Raw genomic sequence first — 14,309 nt, 5'->3', positions numbered from 1 at the left:
AGAAAGGAAATCCAACATGAAGAAAAACAAAATCAAACAAAAACGATTCAAACGTTTCAAAGATTGGAGTATACGAACAAAGCTGTTATCTACCTTTTTAACTATTTTGCTCATCCCAACATTGTTAGTTGGTATTTCTAGCTACAATTCTGCTAAGGAAGAAATATCCGCTCAAGTAATGAATTCCGCGTCAACGAACATTGAAGTAATTGATGAAGAAATTGACCAACTAATTACCCAAAAATCAGACGCACTGAACTATTTAGCAACCGTCATTCATCGATTTACATACAATAAACCAGATGAACTAAAGGACATGTTGTCACAATACTTATTAACGAATAAAGATACAGCATTCGTTTATGTCGGCACAGAAGAAGGCGATATGTATACACAGCCAGCCATGAACGATTCGAGCTATGATCCAACAGAGCGCGACTGGTACATACAAGCAATGGAATCACCGGGAGAGGTGATCGTTACCCCGCCTTATCAAGATGCAGACACAGAGAATATGGTTGTTACGGTGGCACAAGCAACAAATGATCAATCCGGCGTTGTCGGCATTGACGTTAAACTAGAGGAGCTCGAAACCTTAGCAAATACCATGCAAATTGGAGAAGAAGGTTACGTCATTTTAATCGATCAAAACAACCAGTATCTATCTCATCCAACGGAAGAAACGGGATCTCCAGTTACTGAGGCTTGGAAAGATACGGTTGCATCAGCAGAAAACGGACAAGAAAGTTATATGCATAACGGTGAACCGAAAGAAATGGTCTTTCATACAAGTGATAAAACCGGATGGAAAATTGTCGGTACAATGTATACTTCAGAATTTGATGAAGCGGCAAGCGGTATTTGGAAAACGACTCTTGTCGTCATGGGGGTTGCAATCGCCATCAGTATAGCCGTCATATTATTCGTTACAAGACAAATGACCGTGCCATTAAAAAATCTGACCGAAAAAGTCCGTGCAATGAGTAAAGGCGATTTAACAGTTGATATTAAGGCTCAATCCAAAGATGAAATTGGACAACTATCAGCAGGCGTCAATGAGATGCAACAAAACTTGAAAACCTTGATTGGACAAGTACAGCAGGCATCCGGAAACTTAGCCGCGCAAAGTGAAGAGATGACCCAATCCGCTGGAGAAGTGAAAGAAGGATCCGAACAAATCGCAGCAACAATGGAAGAACTCGCATCAGGTGGCGAAACACAAGCAAGCAGTGCGGGGGACCTATCGACATCGATGGAATCATTTACAGAACGCATGAGTGCTGCCAACGAAAACAGTGATGACGCATATGAATCATCCAAGCAAGTATTAGAAATGACGAACAATGGTGCAGACTTGATGAAACAATCCGTCTCTCAAATGGAGTACATCGACAAAGTTGTTCAATCAGCAGTTGAAAAAATGGGTGGGCTAAATGACCAAACCGAGCAAATCTCTGAACTTGTAGCCGTCATTCAAGATATCGCCGATCAAACCAACCTACTCGCATTGAACGCAGCAATTGAAGCGGCACGTGCCGGTGAACATGGAAAAGGCTTTGCCGTCGTTGCAGATGAAGTCCGTAAACTTGCAGAACAAGTCGGCTCATCTGTCACAAGCATTACCGGTATCGTCAATAATGTTCAAACCGAATCGACAGACGTCGCTGAATCACTCAGAAGCGGATATGCCGAAGTTGAAAAAGGCCGTGAACAAATCGAACAAACCGGCGAAACATTCCAGAAAATCGAAACATCCATTCAAGAAATGACAAGACATATTCGAAGCGTATCCGATAACATTACAACGATGACTTCGAACACCGACGAAATGAACGCATCCATTCAAGAAATAGCCGCTGTCTCCGAAGAATCCGCAGCAGGCATTGAACAAACAGCAGCCTCAGCCCAGCAATCTTCAAGCTCCATGGAAGAAGTTACCCGAGCATCCGAAGAACTGGCAAAACTCGCTGAAGAATTGACGGAGCAAGTGAAGCGGTTTAAGGTGTAACTAATAGAGAAGCACAGGCCCAATTGGGTGCCTGTGCTTTTTTTAGAATTGAAAGTGTCTCTTAATTGTCATCCTTCGTGGGATTCAGTAAGATAAAAATATAATGCTTTTGAAAAGCTACATAAAAGAGACGTTTGAAACAAAAAGATACTACCTAACAATTAAGGAGACCCTTATGACAAAAAAAGATTGCTTAGTCATTGCCCATCGAGGTGCTTCAAAATATAAGCCCGAAAACACACTTCTGGCTTATGACCTTGCTTTGAAAATTGGCGTGGACTATTTGGAGTTGGACGTACAATTAACGAAAGATCAAGTGCCAGTTGTATACCATGATAGTGACCTTTCGAAAAAGACAGACATCAAGGGAAGTATTCAAGATTATACGTACGAAGAAATCAAAAATCTGGACGTAGGAAAATGGTTCGGTGAAGAATACAGAGGAACAAAGTTGGTCAACTTTGAAACGGTCCTTCGCCTTTATGGAAACCAATTCAATTACTTCTTGGAAATAAAAAATCCAACTGACGGAATCGAGCAAATCATCTTTAACCTATTTGAGAAGTACCGAATCGATTTGACAAATCATCGTGTGGTGATTCAATCGTTTGATCAAAATTGTTTATTAAAAGTGAGAGAAATGGATGCGAATATTCCAATCAACCAATTGATTTTAAAAAAGACAGAGGAAGAAATGCCATATAGCCTAACTGAAATCAGCACATACGCTGAAGGTCTTGGGATCAACCAATCAAACGTTAATGAACAACTATTAAGTGAAGCGAATAGAATAGGATTAAAAATTTATCCGTATACAGTGAATGATTCAGAGAAGATGCAACAATTTATCGATATGGGTGTAACGGGGATTATCAGTGACTGCCCTGATCTAGTAAAAAGCCTAAACCTCAATTAATAAGGTTTAGACTTTTTCTAACATATTATTCATTCAAAAACTCTTGCAATGCCTGTCGATTCGCTTCAAAATCCAATTCCAATACAATACCCGCATGGCTATAACGTACATCAGAATACATACCATCAGCAGGAATTCGGAATGTTTCAATCTCCCCAGGTTTATTCGTAATAAACTCGTAGGCTAAAGACAAGATTTTCTTTGTTTTCATATTTGTATTCACAAAAGGCTCTAACGTTCCAACCGCACGAGGTAAGTTCATAATACCTGTGAAAGACATTGCCTCATCTTTAAGAACGGATAACACTTTTTGCTGACGACGAACACGTCCAAAGTCATTTTCGTTATCACTGCGAAAACGAACATAATGGAGAAGTTGTTCACCGTCTAGCTTCTGCTGGCCGGGTTCTAAATCGATATTTAATCCGGCTTTTTTATCTGTATATTGCATTCGTTTTTCGACATCTATTTCTACTCCACCGGGTGAAATTGTATCAACAATCCTTGTAAATCCTTCAAAGTCGACAATGGCATAATACTGTGCATCCATGCCGAAATTATGTGAGATTGCTTGTCGAACTAATTCAGGGCCACCTCGAGCGAATGAGGCATTAAGCTTATTAAATCCCATTCCAGGTATTTCAACATAAGAATCACGCATAAATGAGATCAACTTGACTTTTTCTCGGTCGACATCATATTGTGCCATCATAATCGTATCTGTACGTGGATTTCCGTATTCATCAGAGTCTGCACCAAGCAATAACACATTCGTTATGCCTTCTGCTTCTTCAACCCCTTCGAAACTTTCCATATACTCTTGGTTTAATTCATTGTCTTGTGCCCCAACCTTTTCGGCTTGTCTCTTTCCATCCCAATATTCATAAAATACATAGCCAGCAATCAAAATAAAAATCACTAACAGGATCAGTAGTATTTTTCGACGACGTGACTTTTTTCTATTTTTACGCCGCTCTGAACGTTGTTGAGTCTCCATGTTATTCCTCTTTTCAATCTATGTTTCTAATCAATAGATTTTTCAGTTAATCTATAAAAAAATAGCCTATTGTGAAGGGAGTAGAAGACCCATGCACAATAGGATCCATATTAAAAGAGTATACCAAAAATAAAGCGAGATGAAAAGTGACCGACTAAAGATTGTATGACAAAAAATTTACTTTTTTTTGAAAGAGCTGTTCCTGTTCTTTTTTAATTGATCCAACCGATTCTCTAAAGATGTCTTTCGGTCAGCATTCGTATCGATAAGCTTGATATCACTCACTTCACCATTCTCAATCGTCACTTCAACCTGACTACCGGTTTGAATCGAATCGGGTAAATGGTTCGCTGGCAAAAGAAAGTCCTTTTTATCTTCTTCAACTAAAATAACTGCGTGTCCATCTTCAATCCGATCAAGTACACCTTCATATTTACTCATTGTGTCCCCTCCCTAGCTATACAATTATTCTTTCACACAAGCTAACCCTTCTTCTTTAATATCGGCCAACCGACCATCACCGATGCCATAAATCCGTTTCAGGCCATTCAATGAATGGTGTGGTCGTAGCTCGACTAATTCCGCAGCTCGTGCTTCATCGATGTGAATAATGTCATATAAATCTTCTAAACTAGCTGAATTAATATCGATGCATTCATCGGATGAGCGAGCTGAATCTTCATCATTATCTTTCAGAAAATCAGGTTTTTCTCTCTCAATAGATGCTTCTCGGTCCGTTTGAACAGAAAAACGCTTTCCATCCGACTCAACGACGATTGTTCCATGTGCATCGGTTCCATACAAATCAATACCCATTTTTTTCATCAATTCAACCGTTTCATAATGTGGATGACCATAATCATTGTCTAAACCAGCAGAATAGATGGCGACATCCGGACTGACCGCTTGAACGAAAGCAGGCGTGTTGGAAGTGCTCGAACCATGATGCCCCAGCTGGAAGATATCAGCATCTAAATCGAATCCATTAGCTAACATTTCCTCTTCAGCACCTGCCTCAGCATCGCCAGTGAACAAAAAGCTCACATCGCCGTAAGTCACTCGCGTCGAAATCGAGTCATCGTTAAAATCGCCGGACAGCTCAGTCGGGTGGTATACTTCCACCAAGAACGGACCGATTTCGAATTCTTCACCAGAACGCGGCTCAACATAAGACGCCTCAGACTGCTCAATCGCTGCCAACACATTCTCAAACGCACCTGTTGTATGTACATTACCCGTCATCCACACTTCATCAACCGGGAAATTTTTGATAACCTCATCCAATTGACCGATATGATCGGCATGGATATGCGTCCCAATGACAACATCCAAAGATTCAACAGACTGAGACTGCAAATATGGAACCACTTCATCACCTGTCCAGTCACCAGCATCGATTAATAGATTGAATGTTTCCTCGCCTTCTACTGTCTGAAGTAATGTCGCATCCCCTTGGCCTACATCGATATAATGGACAGTTAGTTTACCTTCAGGATTTGCAGTTGAGTTGTTTGCATCCTCGTCAGCTTGGTTATTTTCTTCTGTGTTCTCAACTACAAGCGCATCATTCGATTTTTCTTCAACATCTTTTTCATTTGCAGTCAATTCACTGCAACTTACTAGAATGAGAAACGTCAATAATAATAGAGTGATTTTTTTCATGATGGATCCTTGCCCCCATAAAAATTGCTTCAAACATTCATTGAACCAATAAATGTTCGTGAACACAATGCAACAAAATAACTAAACTGGTGACAAAAAACACTAATCCAGGTAAAATGAAGGGAAGCAAGGAAGTGAAACGATGGACAGTAAAAAGAAACTGCAGCTAGGCTGCTTAATCTACATAGTGTTTGGCATCGTCATTACTTATCTTTATTTCACACAGACAGATGCAGACCTATTCAGAAAGTATTTTGATTGGGGCGATCTGTTTAATTTCTAATAGGATAAAAAACGAATAGAGAGGAACGAATGAATGGAAACGAGAAAAGACAAACGTAAACGGAAAAAAGGAAATAAAAAGGGCTTAAAAATTGTATTGATTATACTGGGTATATTAATATTGGCAGGTGTGATTTACGCCGCTTATTTGTATAAACAAGTGGATAATGCTGTATCAGAAATGTATCAACCGCTCGATTCAGACCAAGAAAAGAAAGAAGAAATTGAACAGCGGTTTAAAGATAAAGATACGATTAATGCCTTATTGTTGGGGGTCGATGAAAGAAAAGGAGATAAAGGCCGGTCTGATACGATGATTTTCCTATCATTAAACCCTGATACAAATAAAATGTTAATGCTCAGCATCCCGCGTGATACGTACGTCAACATTCCGGGTAGAGGCATGGATAAAATCAACCATGCTTATGCATTCGGTAATTCTGAACTTTCCGTACAAACCGTCGAGAACTTTTTAGATACGACGATACATTTTTACGGCAAAGTGAATATGGAAGGTCTTAAAGATGGTGTCGATGCGCTTGGCGGCGTGACTGTTCAGAACAATCGCCAATTTACCCAAAGCGGAAAAACATTCGAAACAGGCGAATTACATTTGAACGGTACTGAAGCACTAGCTTATTCCCGTATGAGAAAACAAGACCCTAAAGGTGATTTAGGTAGAAATGATCGTCAACAACAGATTATCGACGCGATGATTGACAAAGGAATGAGTTTCGGATCATTTACGAAAGTCCAAGATATTCTAGATGCACTTGGAGCAAATGTAGAGACAAACTTACAAATCGAAGAAATGCGCAAGCTATTCATGGACTATCGAGGAACACGTTCAGAAACGATTCGTGAAGAAGTAAAGGGAAGCGGCTCGAAAATGAATGGAATTTGGTATTATGTGGTGTCGGATGAGGAGAAAGCGAGACTGCAACAGTTGGTGGATGAACATGAAAACGCAAAATAAAATGTAAAAATGAGGCCATATTACTTAGTAATCATTTACTACGTGATATGGTTTTTCCATTTTTACGAATAATGATAGCATGAATGTAATAAAGCATCGCTAAAGGGGCTTGATAAAATGAGGAAAACTGCAGTTATATTGATTGCGATTGGCCTTATCGCTGTTATCGCATTTCTCTTTTTTATGAATGATTCGGAAGATGAAACAAACGAAGATCAAACGAAAGATCGACAAGAAGAGACTACTGAGAAAGAACAAAAAACAGATTATGAATTAGCAAGAGAATCGTTAAATTCAAGAAACTTAAAGCCAGTAGACTACGCATTTGCCCCTGAACCAACGAAAGACGTCATAGAGAACCAGCAAGAAATTGAACAGACAATTATCGAAGAGAGTGAAGGTAGTACGTTTCAAGATCCATATATCAAACTTGACCCTTATAACAGAACGCCACTTTCGGCTTTAGTTGTTTTTGAAACTGAAGAACCAGCCACAGTTACTTACACGGTAAAAGGAAAAGACGGGGGACCTGAAATATCAAATAGTACAACAGAGCTTACCACAAGACACGAACTGCCTATTTTAGGCTTATATCCGAACCATACAAATGAGATTACCATCAAGTCGATCATGGAGGATGGGAACACACAAGAAAATTCTATTTCAATTGAAACGCAACCACTTCCTGATTATATCGGTTCAATCTCAATTGAAACGATTAAGAAAGAGAAGGTTGATATGCCTGCTAACGGTTTGAACTTTGCTATTCCAAGTACAAAGTTTGTCTATGGATTTGATACAAACGGAGATGTACGGTGGTATAGCTCACAATATAATAGCCACGTCTTCAAAAGGATTCAGAACGGTAACTTTTTATACTTAGGAAAAGATAATAATGGCGGACCTGCATACAATCGATTATTTGAAATTGATTTAATGGGTAAAATTTACAAAGCATTTAAAATATCCGATGATGCCGCGATCAGCGAAGCAGAAGGGTTGGAACAAACACTCATTCACCATGATATAGCTGAGTTACCGAACGGAAACTGGCTCATGACGGTGAATGATGGCAGTGAAAATTATATGGAAGATACGATGATTGAAGTCAATCCAACCAATGGCGAGGTCGTTAAACTTATCGACCTAAAAGATCTTTATCCTATTGAAACTTATGAAGAATATACAGCCAGAGAGCCAAAAGACGGCAAACTGGATTGGTTTCACCAAAATTCTGTCGTTTATGATGAAAGTGATAATACCATAATCATATCAGGGCGTAACCAAGATACTGTCATGAAAATCGATTATTTAACAAATGAGATCATATGGATTCTGGCGCACCCGGATGGCTTTAATGATGAGTTTCTAAACAATTATGTTGTTGAAGGACAAGGAGAAAATTTTAAATATCCAGGAGCCCAGCATGATGCAACCATCATGCCTGACTTGGATGAAAATGATGATACAATTGATTTATTAATCTATGATAATAATGTTGCAGTGGCCCGTGGGGACAAAGAGTTATCAAGAACATACAGTGCTGCTACTCAATATCGAATTAATGAAAAAACAAGAGAAGCAGAAATCATTTGGAGTTATGGGGAAGAAAGAGGAAAAGAGTTATTTACGAATATTATCGGTAGTGCAAAATATTTAGAAGATAGCGGAAACCGATTAATTGATTTCGGTCATGTGGCCGATGGCACCCGAAGTCACATTATAGAGGCGACAGATGACCAAGATGCAGAAGTGGTATTTGAGGCAGTGATCAGTGATTTTCCATCTGGAGCATGGATATATCGTAGTCAACGATATCCATTGTATAACGATGAATGGAGAAAAAACTTTACTGTGCTAGAATAAAAAACTGAATCCTTTAAAAGGATTCAGTTTTTTTAATTTGGTAAACATACTTGACGAGTTTTTCCGTAGCTCGTCCATCATTGTACTCGTTCCATTCATCGGCAAAAACTTTAATTTTACCTATACCAAAATCTCTTTGTTGCACGAGTTCAATAATATCATCTGTATTGTTGGCAATTGGTCCAGGAACAAGTTCTTCATAATCCTCCCAAAAACCGCGTTCGGTAACATATTCCTCTATGTCGTAAGGATAAAAGATCATCGGCCTTTCCATTATGGAAAATTCAAAAGGAATGGATGAGTAGTCGGTAACTAAATAATCAGTAACTAACAGCAAATGATTTAAGTACGGATAATCAGATACGTTGATGATGAACCCTTTATAATGATCGCTATATTTATTTTCAATTGCGGGATGCAATCGAAGCAAAAATACATAATCATCGCTTAACTCTTCATAAAGCTTATTAATATTTAATTTGATTGAATGCCTCTTTAATTGGTGTTCTCGGTATGTTGGAGCGTAAAGAATGACCTTTTTACCCTTGATGCTTGGATATTGTTGTAAAATCAATTCCTTTATTTCTTTTTGATTAGCCTCATTGAAAAATAAATCTGTTCGAGGAACTCCAGTTGTTAACATTCTCTCAGAAGATAATCCAAATGCATCCTGAAAAATAGAGCCCATCTTCTCAGAACCGACAACAATGTGGTCGAATCGCTCATAAACACTTCTAAAGCGGTTGTAGGCACGGTTGCTTCTGAAGTGAATAGAAGGATCCTTTAACCCGAATTGTTTCACAGCCCCATTGGCATGCCACAATTGGATGCATGAAACTTGTTTTTTGAAATGAGTTGCAGAGAGAATTCCAAAGTAGTTATCGACAAAAACCACTTTGCTAGTAGCTAAATGGTATAGCCCCTTAATAAAAGATAATGAAAAGGGGGTCAAACTAAACGGAATAATGGTTGTACGCTCGTTTTCTATAAAATCTCCTTGCGTTCCAGAGAGCTTTAGAATGATGACAACATGGTCTGTTTGTTCTAATACTTCTTGTGAAGTGTAGTGAACATTGTCACCAAAAGAACTGATGAAGACCGTTTTCTTTTTTAATGGAATGAGTTTAAAAAGAGAAAAAAATACACGTATATAGAATAGATAAAGAAAAATTGCTGCTTCTCTAGCCATTATGCACCTCGTTTTAGTTGTTATTTTTATTTTATCAGAAATAACACTACAAGTTGAGTAAGTATATATTTTAGTCATTAAAAAAGACCAAGTCGATGACTAGGTCTTTTATAACTGTTATTTCAATTTGGCATTTAGATCTTTCTTTATTTTGGTTGTTGATATACCTTCTGTTCTTGGTAAATACACAACTTTACAGTAGTCTTTGAGAAAGTCGAATTCGCCTTCCCAATCATGCCCCATCACAAAAACATCTACATCGTGAGTTTTGACATCATTAATTTTCTGTTCCCAATTATTCTCAGGAATTACTTCATCAACATAACGTACAGCTTCTAAAATGAATTTTCGATCTTCATAGCTGTAGTAAGCTTTTTTTTCTTTGAGAGCATTAAATTCGTCTGTAGATACGGCTACAATAAGGTAATCACCAAGTTCTTTTGCTCTTCTTAATATATTAATATGTCCGACATGTAACAAATCAAATGTCCCGTAGGTTAATACCTTTTTCATACTTATCCTCCCGATTAGTGCATAACAACATTAAACTATATCTTAAGTTATTTTTCAATTAAAATAAAGACCCTGAAGTGAAGACAGGGTCTTTTTATTTATAGTTATATTATTTGATTACTTTAAAGTAATCACCACTTACCCAACCGGTTTTATTTGAGTTAGGTACATTAATCTTATACCAATTATCTTTTGTAATCATATTACCGTTTTTGTCGAGTGCGACAGACACAAAAGTGCTGTTTTTTAAGCTACTGATTACATTACCGTCAACTGGCTTACTACGTACATTTAAATTGGTAGTCACATTAACAACTTGTCCTAGATTTTCAATGTTTAAGTAATCACTGTGTATATAACCAATCTTACCGTTGTAATTCACTCGGTACCATATGTTATTACCATTAACTACTTGACCACGTTCGTAGCTTAATAGTTTTACAGTCGTACCACTATTAATCAATGAAAGTGCATTGGAGTTAGTTGTTGCTTTCTCCCTGAAGTTAACGTTAGAAGTCGTTGAACCTAATGTTTGTTCAGGATATGCTGTTGAATTGGTTGGTTCACCTTTGTATTCTGGAATATCAAAAAATAGAGTATAGTTATCAAGCATGCTATACAATTTCGCAATATTTCCAGTTTGAGCTAGCGCCCAATTTACATCTGTAGCATATTGGTGATTTCCTGGACTATCCGGATTCCAACGCATTTTATAAAGTGTATCTTGTCCTGCATTGATATAACCTTCACCTATAAACTTTGCACCGCCTACTACTGCTTTATAAGGTGTGTTCCAGCCCTCTTTATAAGCATAACTAGCGCCACATTCAACAGGACAGCTATCCTTTGCATTTATTCCATACATATTATAAACAGTAGTACCTTTATACTTAACACCTGAAGCTAGCGTTGACGTACCGTTCCCAGTTTCATGAAGAGCGTGTGCCAATAAGTAAATTTCATTAACACTATATGCTTCTGCAGCATCTACGAATGCCTGACCCGTTCCATGAAGGGTACCTTTATTCTTTAAAATCGTGTTATTTAATTCATCGGCATCAATCTGAGCCGGCTGAGATAGAACTAAATACTGAAAGAAACTGGAGCTATCTCTGTCTTTAAAATTGTTTGGATTAGCATAGTATTCGATATCTTCTCGAGTTGCTGGTTTAAAACCTTTAGATGTCCATATTTGTGGATTCTTAGATAACCAAATGTCTACCAATTCATTAAAGTTTTTATCGTATTTAGTAGTATCCTCGATTACTTTAGAGGTATCAACATCATCTTTATGAAAATAAGCTTTTTTACGTTTACCATTTGTAATAACTGTTGCTTCATACCATTGGTCAGTAAAAGTATTGATAATTAATTTACTTCCACGACTATATGTTTTCACGACACTTGAGTTTCTTGATGCACGTGAATATGCATTGGTAGGCTTCTTAACTGCTATTCCATTTAGTTTTTGTTGATTGCTATGAATAGTTTTTACTTGATCGATAGGTATATAGACTTTGATTCTTTTTCCATTAACATAATTATAAGCTTGATACCAATTTTTGGTTAAAGTGTTAAATTGTAATACGGTTCCCTCAGGATATGTTTTTACTTTAGTAGACTCTTTTGACGGAACATCATAAGTACTGGTTGCACCATTAATAGCAATACCACGTAATTTTTCTTCATAGTTTACTAGATTTTCAACAACGGAAACAGGTATATAACCTATACGCTTACTTCCATTGATGTATACGATTGCTTTATGCCACTTATCTGTATATGGTTGATATTTTAGTATAGTACCAGCTCTATAAGACTTTAAGCTGCTAGAAGAATGGTTGGGTTTGGCATATACAATGGCTCTGTTGACGCTTATTCCCTCTATAAAAGCAGAGGAGTCTACTGATAATTCAACATCACTGATATGAATGTATCCAGTTTTTGGTTTGCCATTTACATATACAGTTGCTTTAAACCAATTAGTAGTGTAGGTTTCAAACCGCAACTTTGAGCCGGAACTGTATGATTTTAAAACTTTAGATCCTTTGGAAGCTTTTGAATAAACATGAGTGTATTGTTTCTTGGCTATCCCTTGTTCTTTTGTTGGACTGTATATAGCATTTTCTACTGAAGAACTATGTATATAACCGTCATATCGCTTACCTCTTACTATTACTCCAGTTTTATACCAGTCATTTGTAAACGACCTATATAATAATCTGTCCCCTTGAGAATATGATTTTAATACATTAGAGTTTAATCTAGCTGTCGAATAAACATTAGTGTGATTTTTTAATGATATGCCTTCTAGTAGCTGATCATTAGTTGTTGCTGTATCGACGTCTTTAGAATAAATGTATCCTGTATGCGACTTGCCATTCAAATAAACTTTGGTTATGTACCAGTTATTGTTATAAGATCGATATAATAATATTGATCCCTTTTTATAACTCTTTAATACCCTTGTATCCTTCGAGGTACCGGAATATACATTTGTTACGTCTTCTAAAGCAACACCCTCTAATAATTGAGACTCTGCTTTTGTAGAGTCAAAAACAGTAAACAAACAAAAGAGAACAAGAACCAGAGCAAGTCCCCACTTCCCTAATGCCAAATATTTTGATTTCAATCTATCAAACCTCCATATGATATAGAATAAGAACATAGAAGTTAAATCATGAACAAGCATATAATTATCTATTCTTACTCTATTAATAATATAAAATTATAATATCATAGAAAAATGTAGTAAAACACTTTATTTTGCAAAATGTGACAATATACTTACAAGAAAACTAAACCTTTACATACGTTCTTCTAGTGTTTCCGACAATATACTTCCCGAATGGAAGAAAGGAAATTAGTTTTATAATTAACATTGAAATAACTACAGACAAAGTAAATAACACAATGATCTGGATGTGAGGTGATATATCAATTAGCTTATTAGTTAAGTAAGGCGTAATTATCCTTTGAACTTGCCAGTGAAGAAGATATATACCTAAGGAATAGTTGCTTATAATGTTTATAAAGTTAAAATTCGCTAACTTTTGTCCCCAAGCTAGAACAAACAAACTAACACCAACAGATAAAGGGAAAATATCTAACCTTCTTGAATCTACCCTAGTATTACCACCTTCGTATGAAGCAAACAAAAACATGACAATGTAAAATAATAGTACTACGGTGAGCCATCTATATTTATAAAGAAATTTGGCAATGGTTTGATATTCTTTGCCAATTAAAAAGGCTATTGTGAAGTATCCGCCCCATGCAGTGAAAAACAGTTTAAAAAATGTAGCATGTTCATTTATGAATGGAAAATTCTGTTGTATAGCCCATAAGTGCACATACATAACAAAAATACTTATTGGAAACAATTTCAATACTGAAATATTAAATTTAATAATTAGATAATGCAATATGTAGAATTGGAAAATTATGAGAATGAAATATCCAATAAAGTTTCCTGTCAGATTGCTAATGATTTTTTGTGTAATATCAATTCCATTTGCTGAGATATAGTTAACAACCAGTGCATCAATAACAGCAAAAATGATAAATGGAAAAATAATAAGCTTGATCCTTTTGGTGAAAAATCCTTCAGGAATTCTATTATTATATTTATTAGCAAGAATAACTTCAGATAAAACTATGAAAGTTGGGGTGGCGTATGTAAGCAAAATCCTTAAAAAATAATAACTATCTATGTTTGGATAGCCGATCGAACGGCCAATTTGGGTAGTTGTATGTAATAAAACTACGCTTAAACAAGCAACTGTTCTCAATAAATTCCATTCTTTAATCATAAGTATATTCTCCATTCTATTTAACGTACAAAGTTATAGGCCAAATTAAATTATAATACCTTCTATTCCATCAATCAATTCCCTGAAT

12 protein-coding genes are annotated in these 14,309 nt (G+C 36.7%); 5 read left to right on the top strand and 7 right to left on the bottom strand.

Going from position 1 to position 14,309, the window contains the following annotated elements; translation table 11 throughout:
- Positions 1–16: 16 nt before the first annotated feature.
- The gene (locus FPQ13_RS06360) at positions 17–2,008 is read left to right on the top strand and encodes a methyl-accepting chemotaxis protein (RefSeq protein ID WP_144088496.1); all 1,992 of its coding nucleotides are present in this window, start codon (positions 17–19) and stop codon (positions 2,006–2,008) included.
- A gap of 175 nt (positions 2,009–2,183) precedes the next feature.
- Positions 2,184–2,924, top strand: coding sequence for a glycerophosphodiester phosphodiesterase (locus tag FPQ13_RS06355; RefSeq protein WP_186279575.1), 741 nt, complete (start codon positions 2,184–2,186; stop codon positions 2,922–2,924).
- Between the two features lie 25 nt (positions 2,925–2,949).
- On the opposite strand, the gene FPQ13_RS06350 is transcribed toward FPQ13_RS06355, so the two are convergent.
- From FPQ13_RS06350 to FPQ13_RS06340, 3 genes are all read right to left on the bottom strand, one after another.
- Positions 2,950–3,921 (bottom strand): LCP family protein, encoded by a 972-nt coding sequence (locus FPQ13_RS06350; protein WP_144088494.1) that lies wholly within the window; start codon positions 3,919–3,921, stop codon positions 2,950–2,952.
- Positions 3,922–4,098: 177 nt separating this feature from the next.
- Positions 4,099–4,362 (bottom strand): DUF3006 domain-containing protein, encoded by a 264-nt coding sequence (locus tag FPQ13_RS06345; RefSeq protein WP_144088493.1) that lies wholly within the window; start codon positions 4,360–4,362, stop codon positions 4,099–4,101.
- Positions 4,363–4,386: 24 nt separating this feature from the next.
- Positions 4,387–5,583, bottom strand: a complete 1,197-nt coding sequence (locus tag FPQ13_RS06340) for an MBL fold metallo-hydrolase (RefSeq protein ID WP_144088492.1) — start codon at positions 5,581–5,583, stop codon at positions 4,387–4,389.
- Between the two features lie 142 nt (positions 5,584–5,725).
- Between FPQ13_RS06340 and FPQ13_RS13430 the strand changes: the two genes are divergently transcribed.
- The 3 genes from FPQ13_RS13430 (at position 5,726) to FPQ13_RS06330 (ending at position 8,707) form a co-directional block, all read left to right on the top strand.
- On the top strand, positions 5,726–5,866 hold the full coding sequence (locus FPQ13_RS13430) for a hypothetical protein (protein ID WP_186279574.1): 141 nt from the start codon (positions 5,726–5,728) through the stop codon (positions 5,864–5,866).
- A gap of 33 nt (positions 5,867–5,899) precedes the next feature.
- Complete coding sequence (locus FPQ13_RS06335) at positions 5,900–6,841, top strand: LCP family glycopolymer transferase (RefSeq protein ID WP_144088491.1); 942 nt, start codon at positions 5,900–5,902, stop codon at positions 6,839–6,841.
- A 117-nt stretch (positions 6,842–6,958) separates the two neighbouring features.
- Positions 6,959–8,707: an aryl-sulfate sulfotransferase gene (locus FPQ13_RS06330; protein ID WP_144088490.1), complete on the top strand. Its 1,749-nt coding sequence runs from the start codon at positions 6,959–6,961 to the stop codon at positions 8,705–8,707.
- A 13-nt stretch (positions 8,708–8,720) separates the two neighbouring features.
- On the opposite strand, the gene FPQ13_RS06325 is transcribed toward FPQ13_RS06330, so the two are convergent.
- The 4 genes from FPQ13_RS06325 to FPQ13_RS06310 all read right to left on the bottom strand — a co-directional run bounded on the left by FPQ13_RS06325 (position 8,721) and on the right by FPQ13_RS06310 (position 14,221).
- Positions 8,721–9,896 carry a CDP-glycerol glycerophosphotransferase family protein gene (locus FPQ13_RS06325; protein WP_144088489.1) on the bottom strand — a complete coding sequence of 392 codons (1,176 nt, stop codon included), beginning with the start codon at positions 9,894–9,896 and terminating at the stop codon, positions 8,721–8,723.
- A 117-nt stretch (positions 9,897–10,013) separates the two neighbouring features.
- Positions 10,014–10,409: a glycerol-3-phosphate cytidylyltransferase gene (gene tagD / locus FPQ13_RS06320; protein WP_144088488.1), complete on the bottom strand. Its 396-nt coding sequence runs from the start codon at positions 10,407–10,409 to the stop codon at positions 10,014–10,016.
- Positions 10,410–10,518: 109 nt separating this feature from the next.
- Positions 10,519–13,041, bottom strand: coding sequence for an SH3 domain-containing protein (locus tag FPQ13_RS06315; RefSeq protein ID WP_186279573.1), 2,523 nt, complete (start codon positions 13,039–13,041; stop codon positions 10,519–10,521).
- Positions 13,042–13,207: 166 nt separating this feature from the next.
- Complete coding sequence (locus FPQ13_RS06310) at positions 13,208–14,221, bottom strand: acyltransferase family protein (protein WP_186279572.1); 1,014 nt, start codon at positions 14,219–14,221, stop codon at positions 13,208–13,210.
- Between the last annotated feature and the right edge of the window lie 88 nt (positions 14,222–14,309).

Origin of the sequence: Allobacillus salarius (assembly GCF_007559425.1) — a bacterium.
In the GTDB taxonomy this organism is placed as follows: Bacteria; Bacillota; Bacilli; order Bacillales; family Alkalibacillaceae; genus Allobacillus; species Allobacillus salarius.
This window is presented reverse-complemented; position numbering and strand designations above follow the sequence as displayed.

What these genes read in the sequence shown, in the direction of transcription:
- FPQ13_RS06360 (WP_144088496.1), top strand. Translation starts at nt 17, where the DNA reads ATGAAGAAAAACAAAATCAAACAAAAACGATTCAAACGTTTCAAAGAT.
- FPQ13_RS06355 (WP_186279575.1), top strand. Translation starts at nt 2,184, where the DNA reads ATGACAAAAAAAGATTGCTTAGTCATTGCCCATCGAGGTGCTTCAAAA.
- FPQ13_RS06350 (WP_144088494.1), bottom strand. Translation starts at nt 3,921, where the DNA reads ATGGAGACTCAACAACGTTCAGAGCGGCGTAAAAATAGAAAAAAGTCA.
- FPQ13_RS06345 (WP_144088493.1), bottom strand. Translation starts at nt 4,362, where the DNA reads ATGAGTAAATATGAAGGTGTACTTGATCGGATTGAAGATGGACACGCA.
- FPQ13_RS06340 (WP_144088492.1), bottom strand. Translation starts at nt 5,583, where the DNA reads ATGAAAAAAATCACTCTATTATTATTGACGTTTCTCATTCTAGTAAGT.
- FPQ13_RS13430 (WP_186279574.1), top strand. Translation starts at nt 5,726, where the DNA reads ATGGACAGTAAAAAGAAACTGCAGCTAGGCTGCTTAATCTACATAGTG.
- FPQ13_RS06335 (WP_144088491.1), top strand. Translation starts at nt 5,900, where the DNA reads ATGGAAACGAGAAAAGACAAACGTAAACGGAAAAAAGGAAATAAAAAG.
- FPQ13_RS06330 (WP_144088490.1), top strand. Translation starts at nt 6,959, where the DNA reads ATGAGGAAAACTGCAGTTATATTGATTGCGATTGGCCTTATCGCTGTT.
- FPQ13_RS06325 (WP_144088489.1), bottom strand. Translation starts at nt 9,896, where the DNA reads ATGGCTAGAGAAGCAGCAATTTTTCTTTATCTATTCTATATACGTGTA.
- tagD (WP_144088488.1), bottom strand. Translation starts at nt 10,409, where the DNA reads ATGAAAAAGGTATTAACCTACGGGACATTTGATTTGTTACATGTCGGA.
- FPQ13_RS06310 (WP_186279572.1), bottom strand. Translation starts at nt 14,221, where the DNA reads ATGATTAAAGAATGGAATTTATTGAGAACAGTTGCTTGTTTAAGCGTA.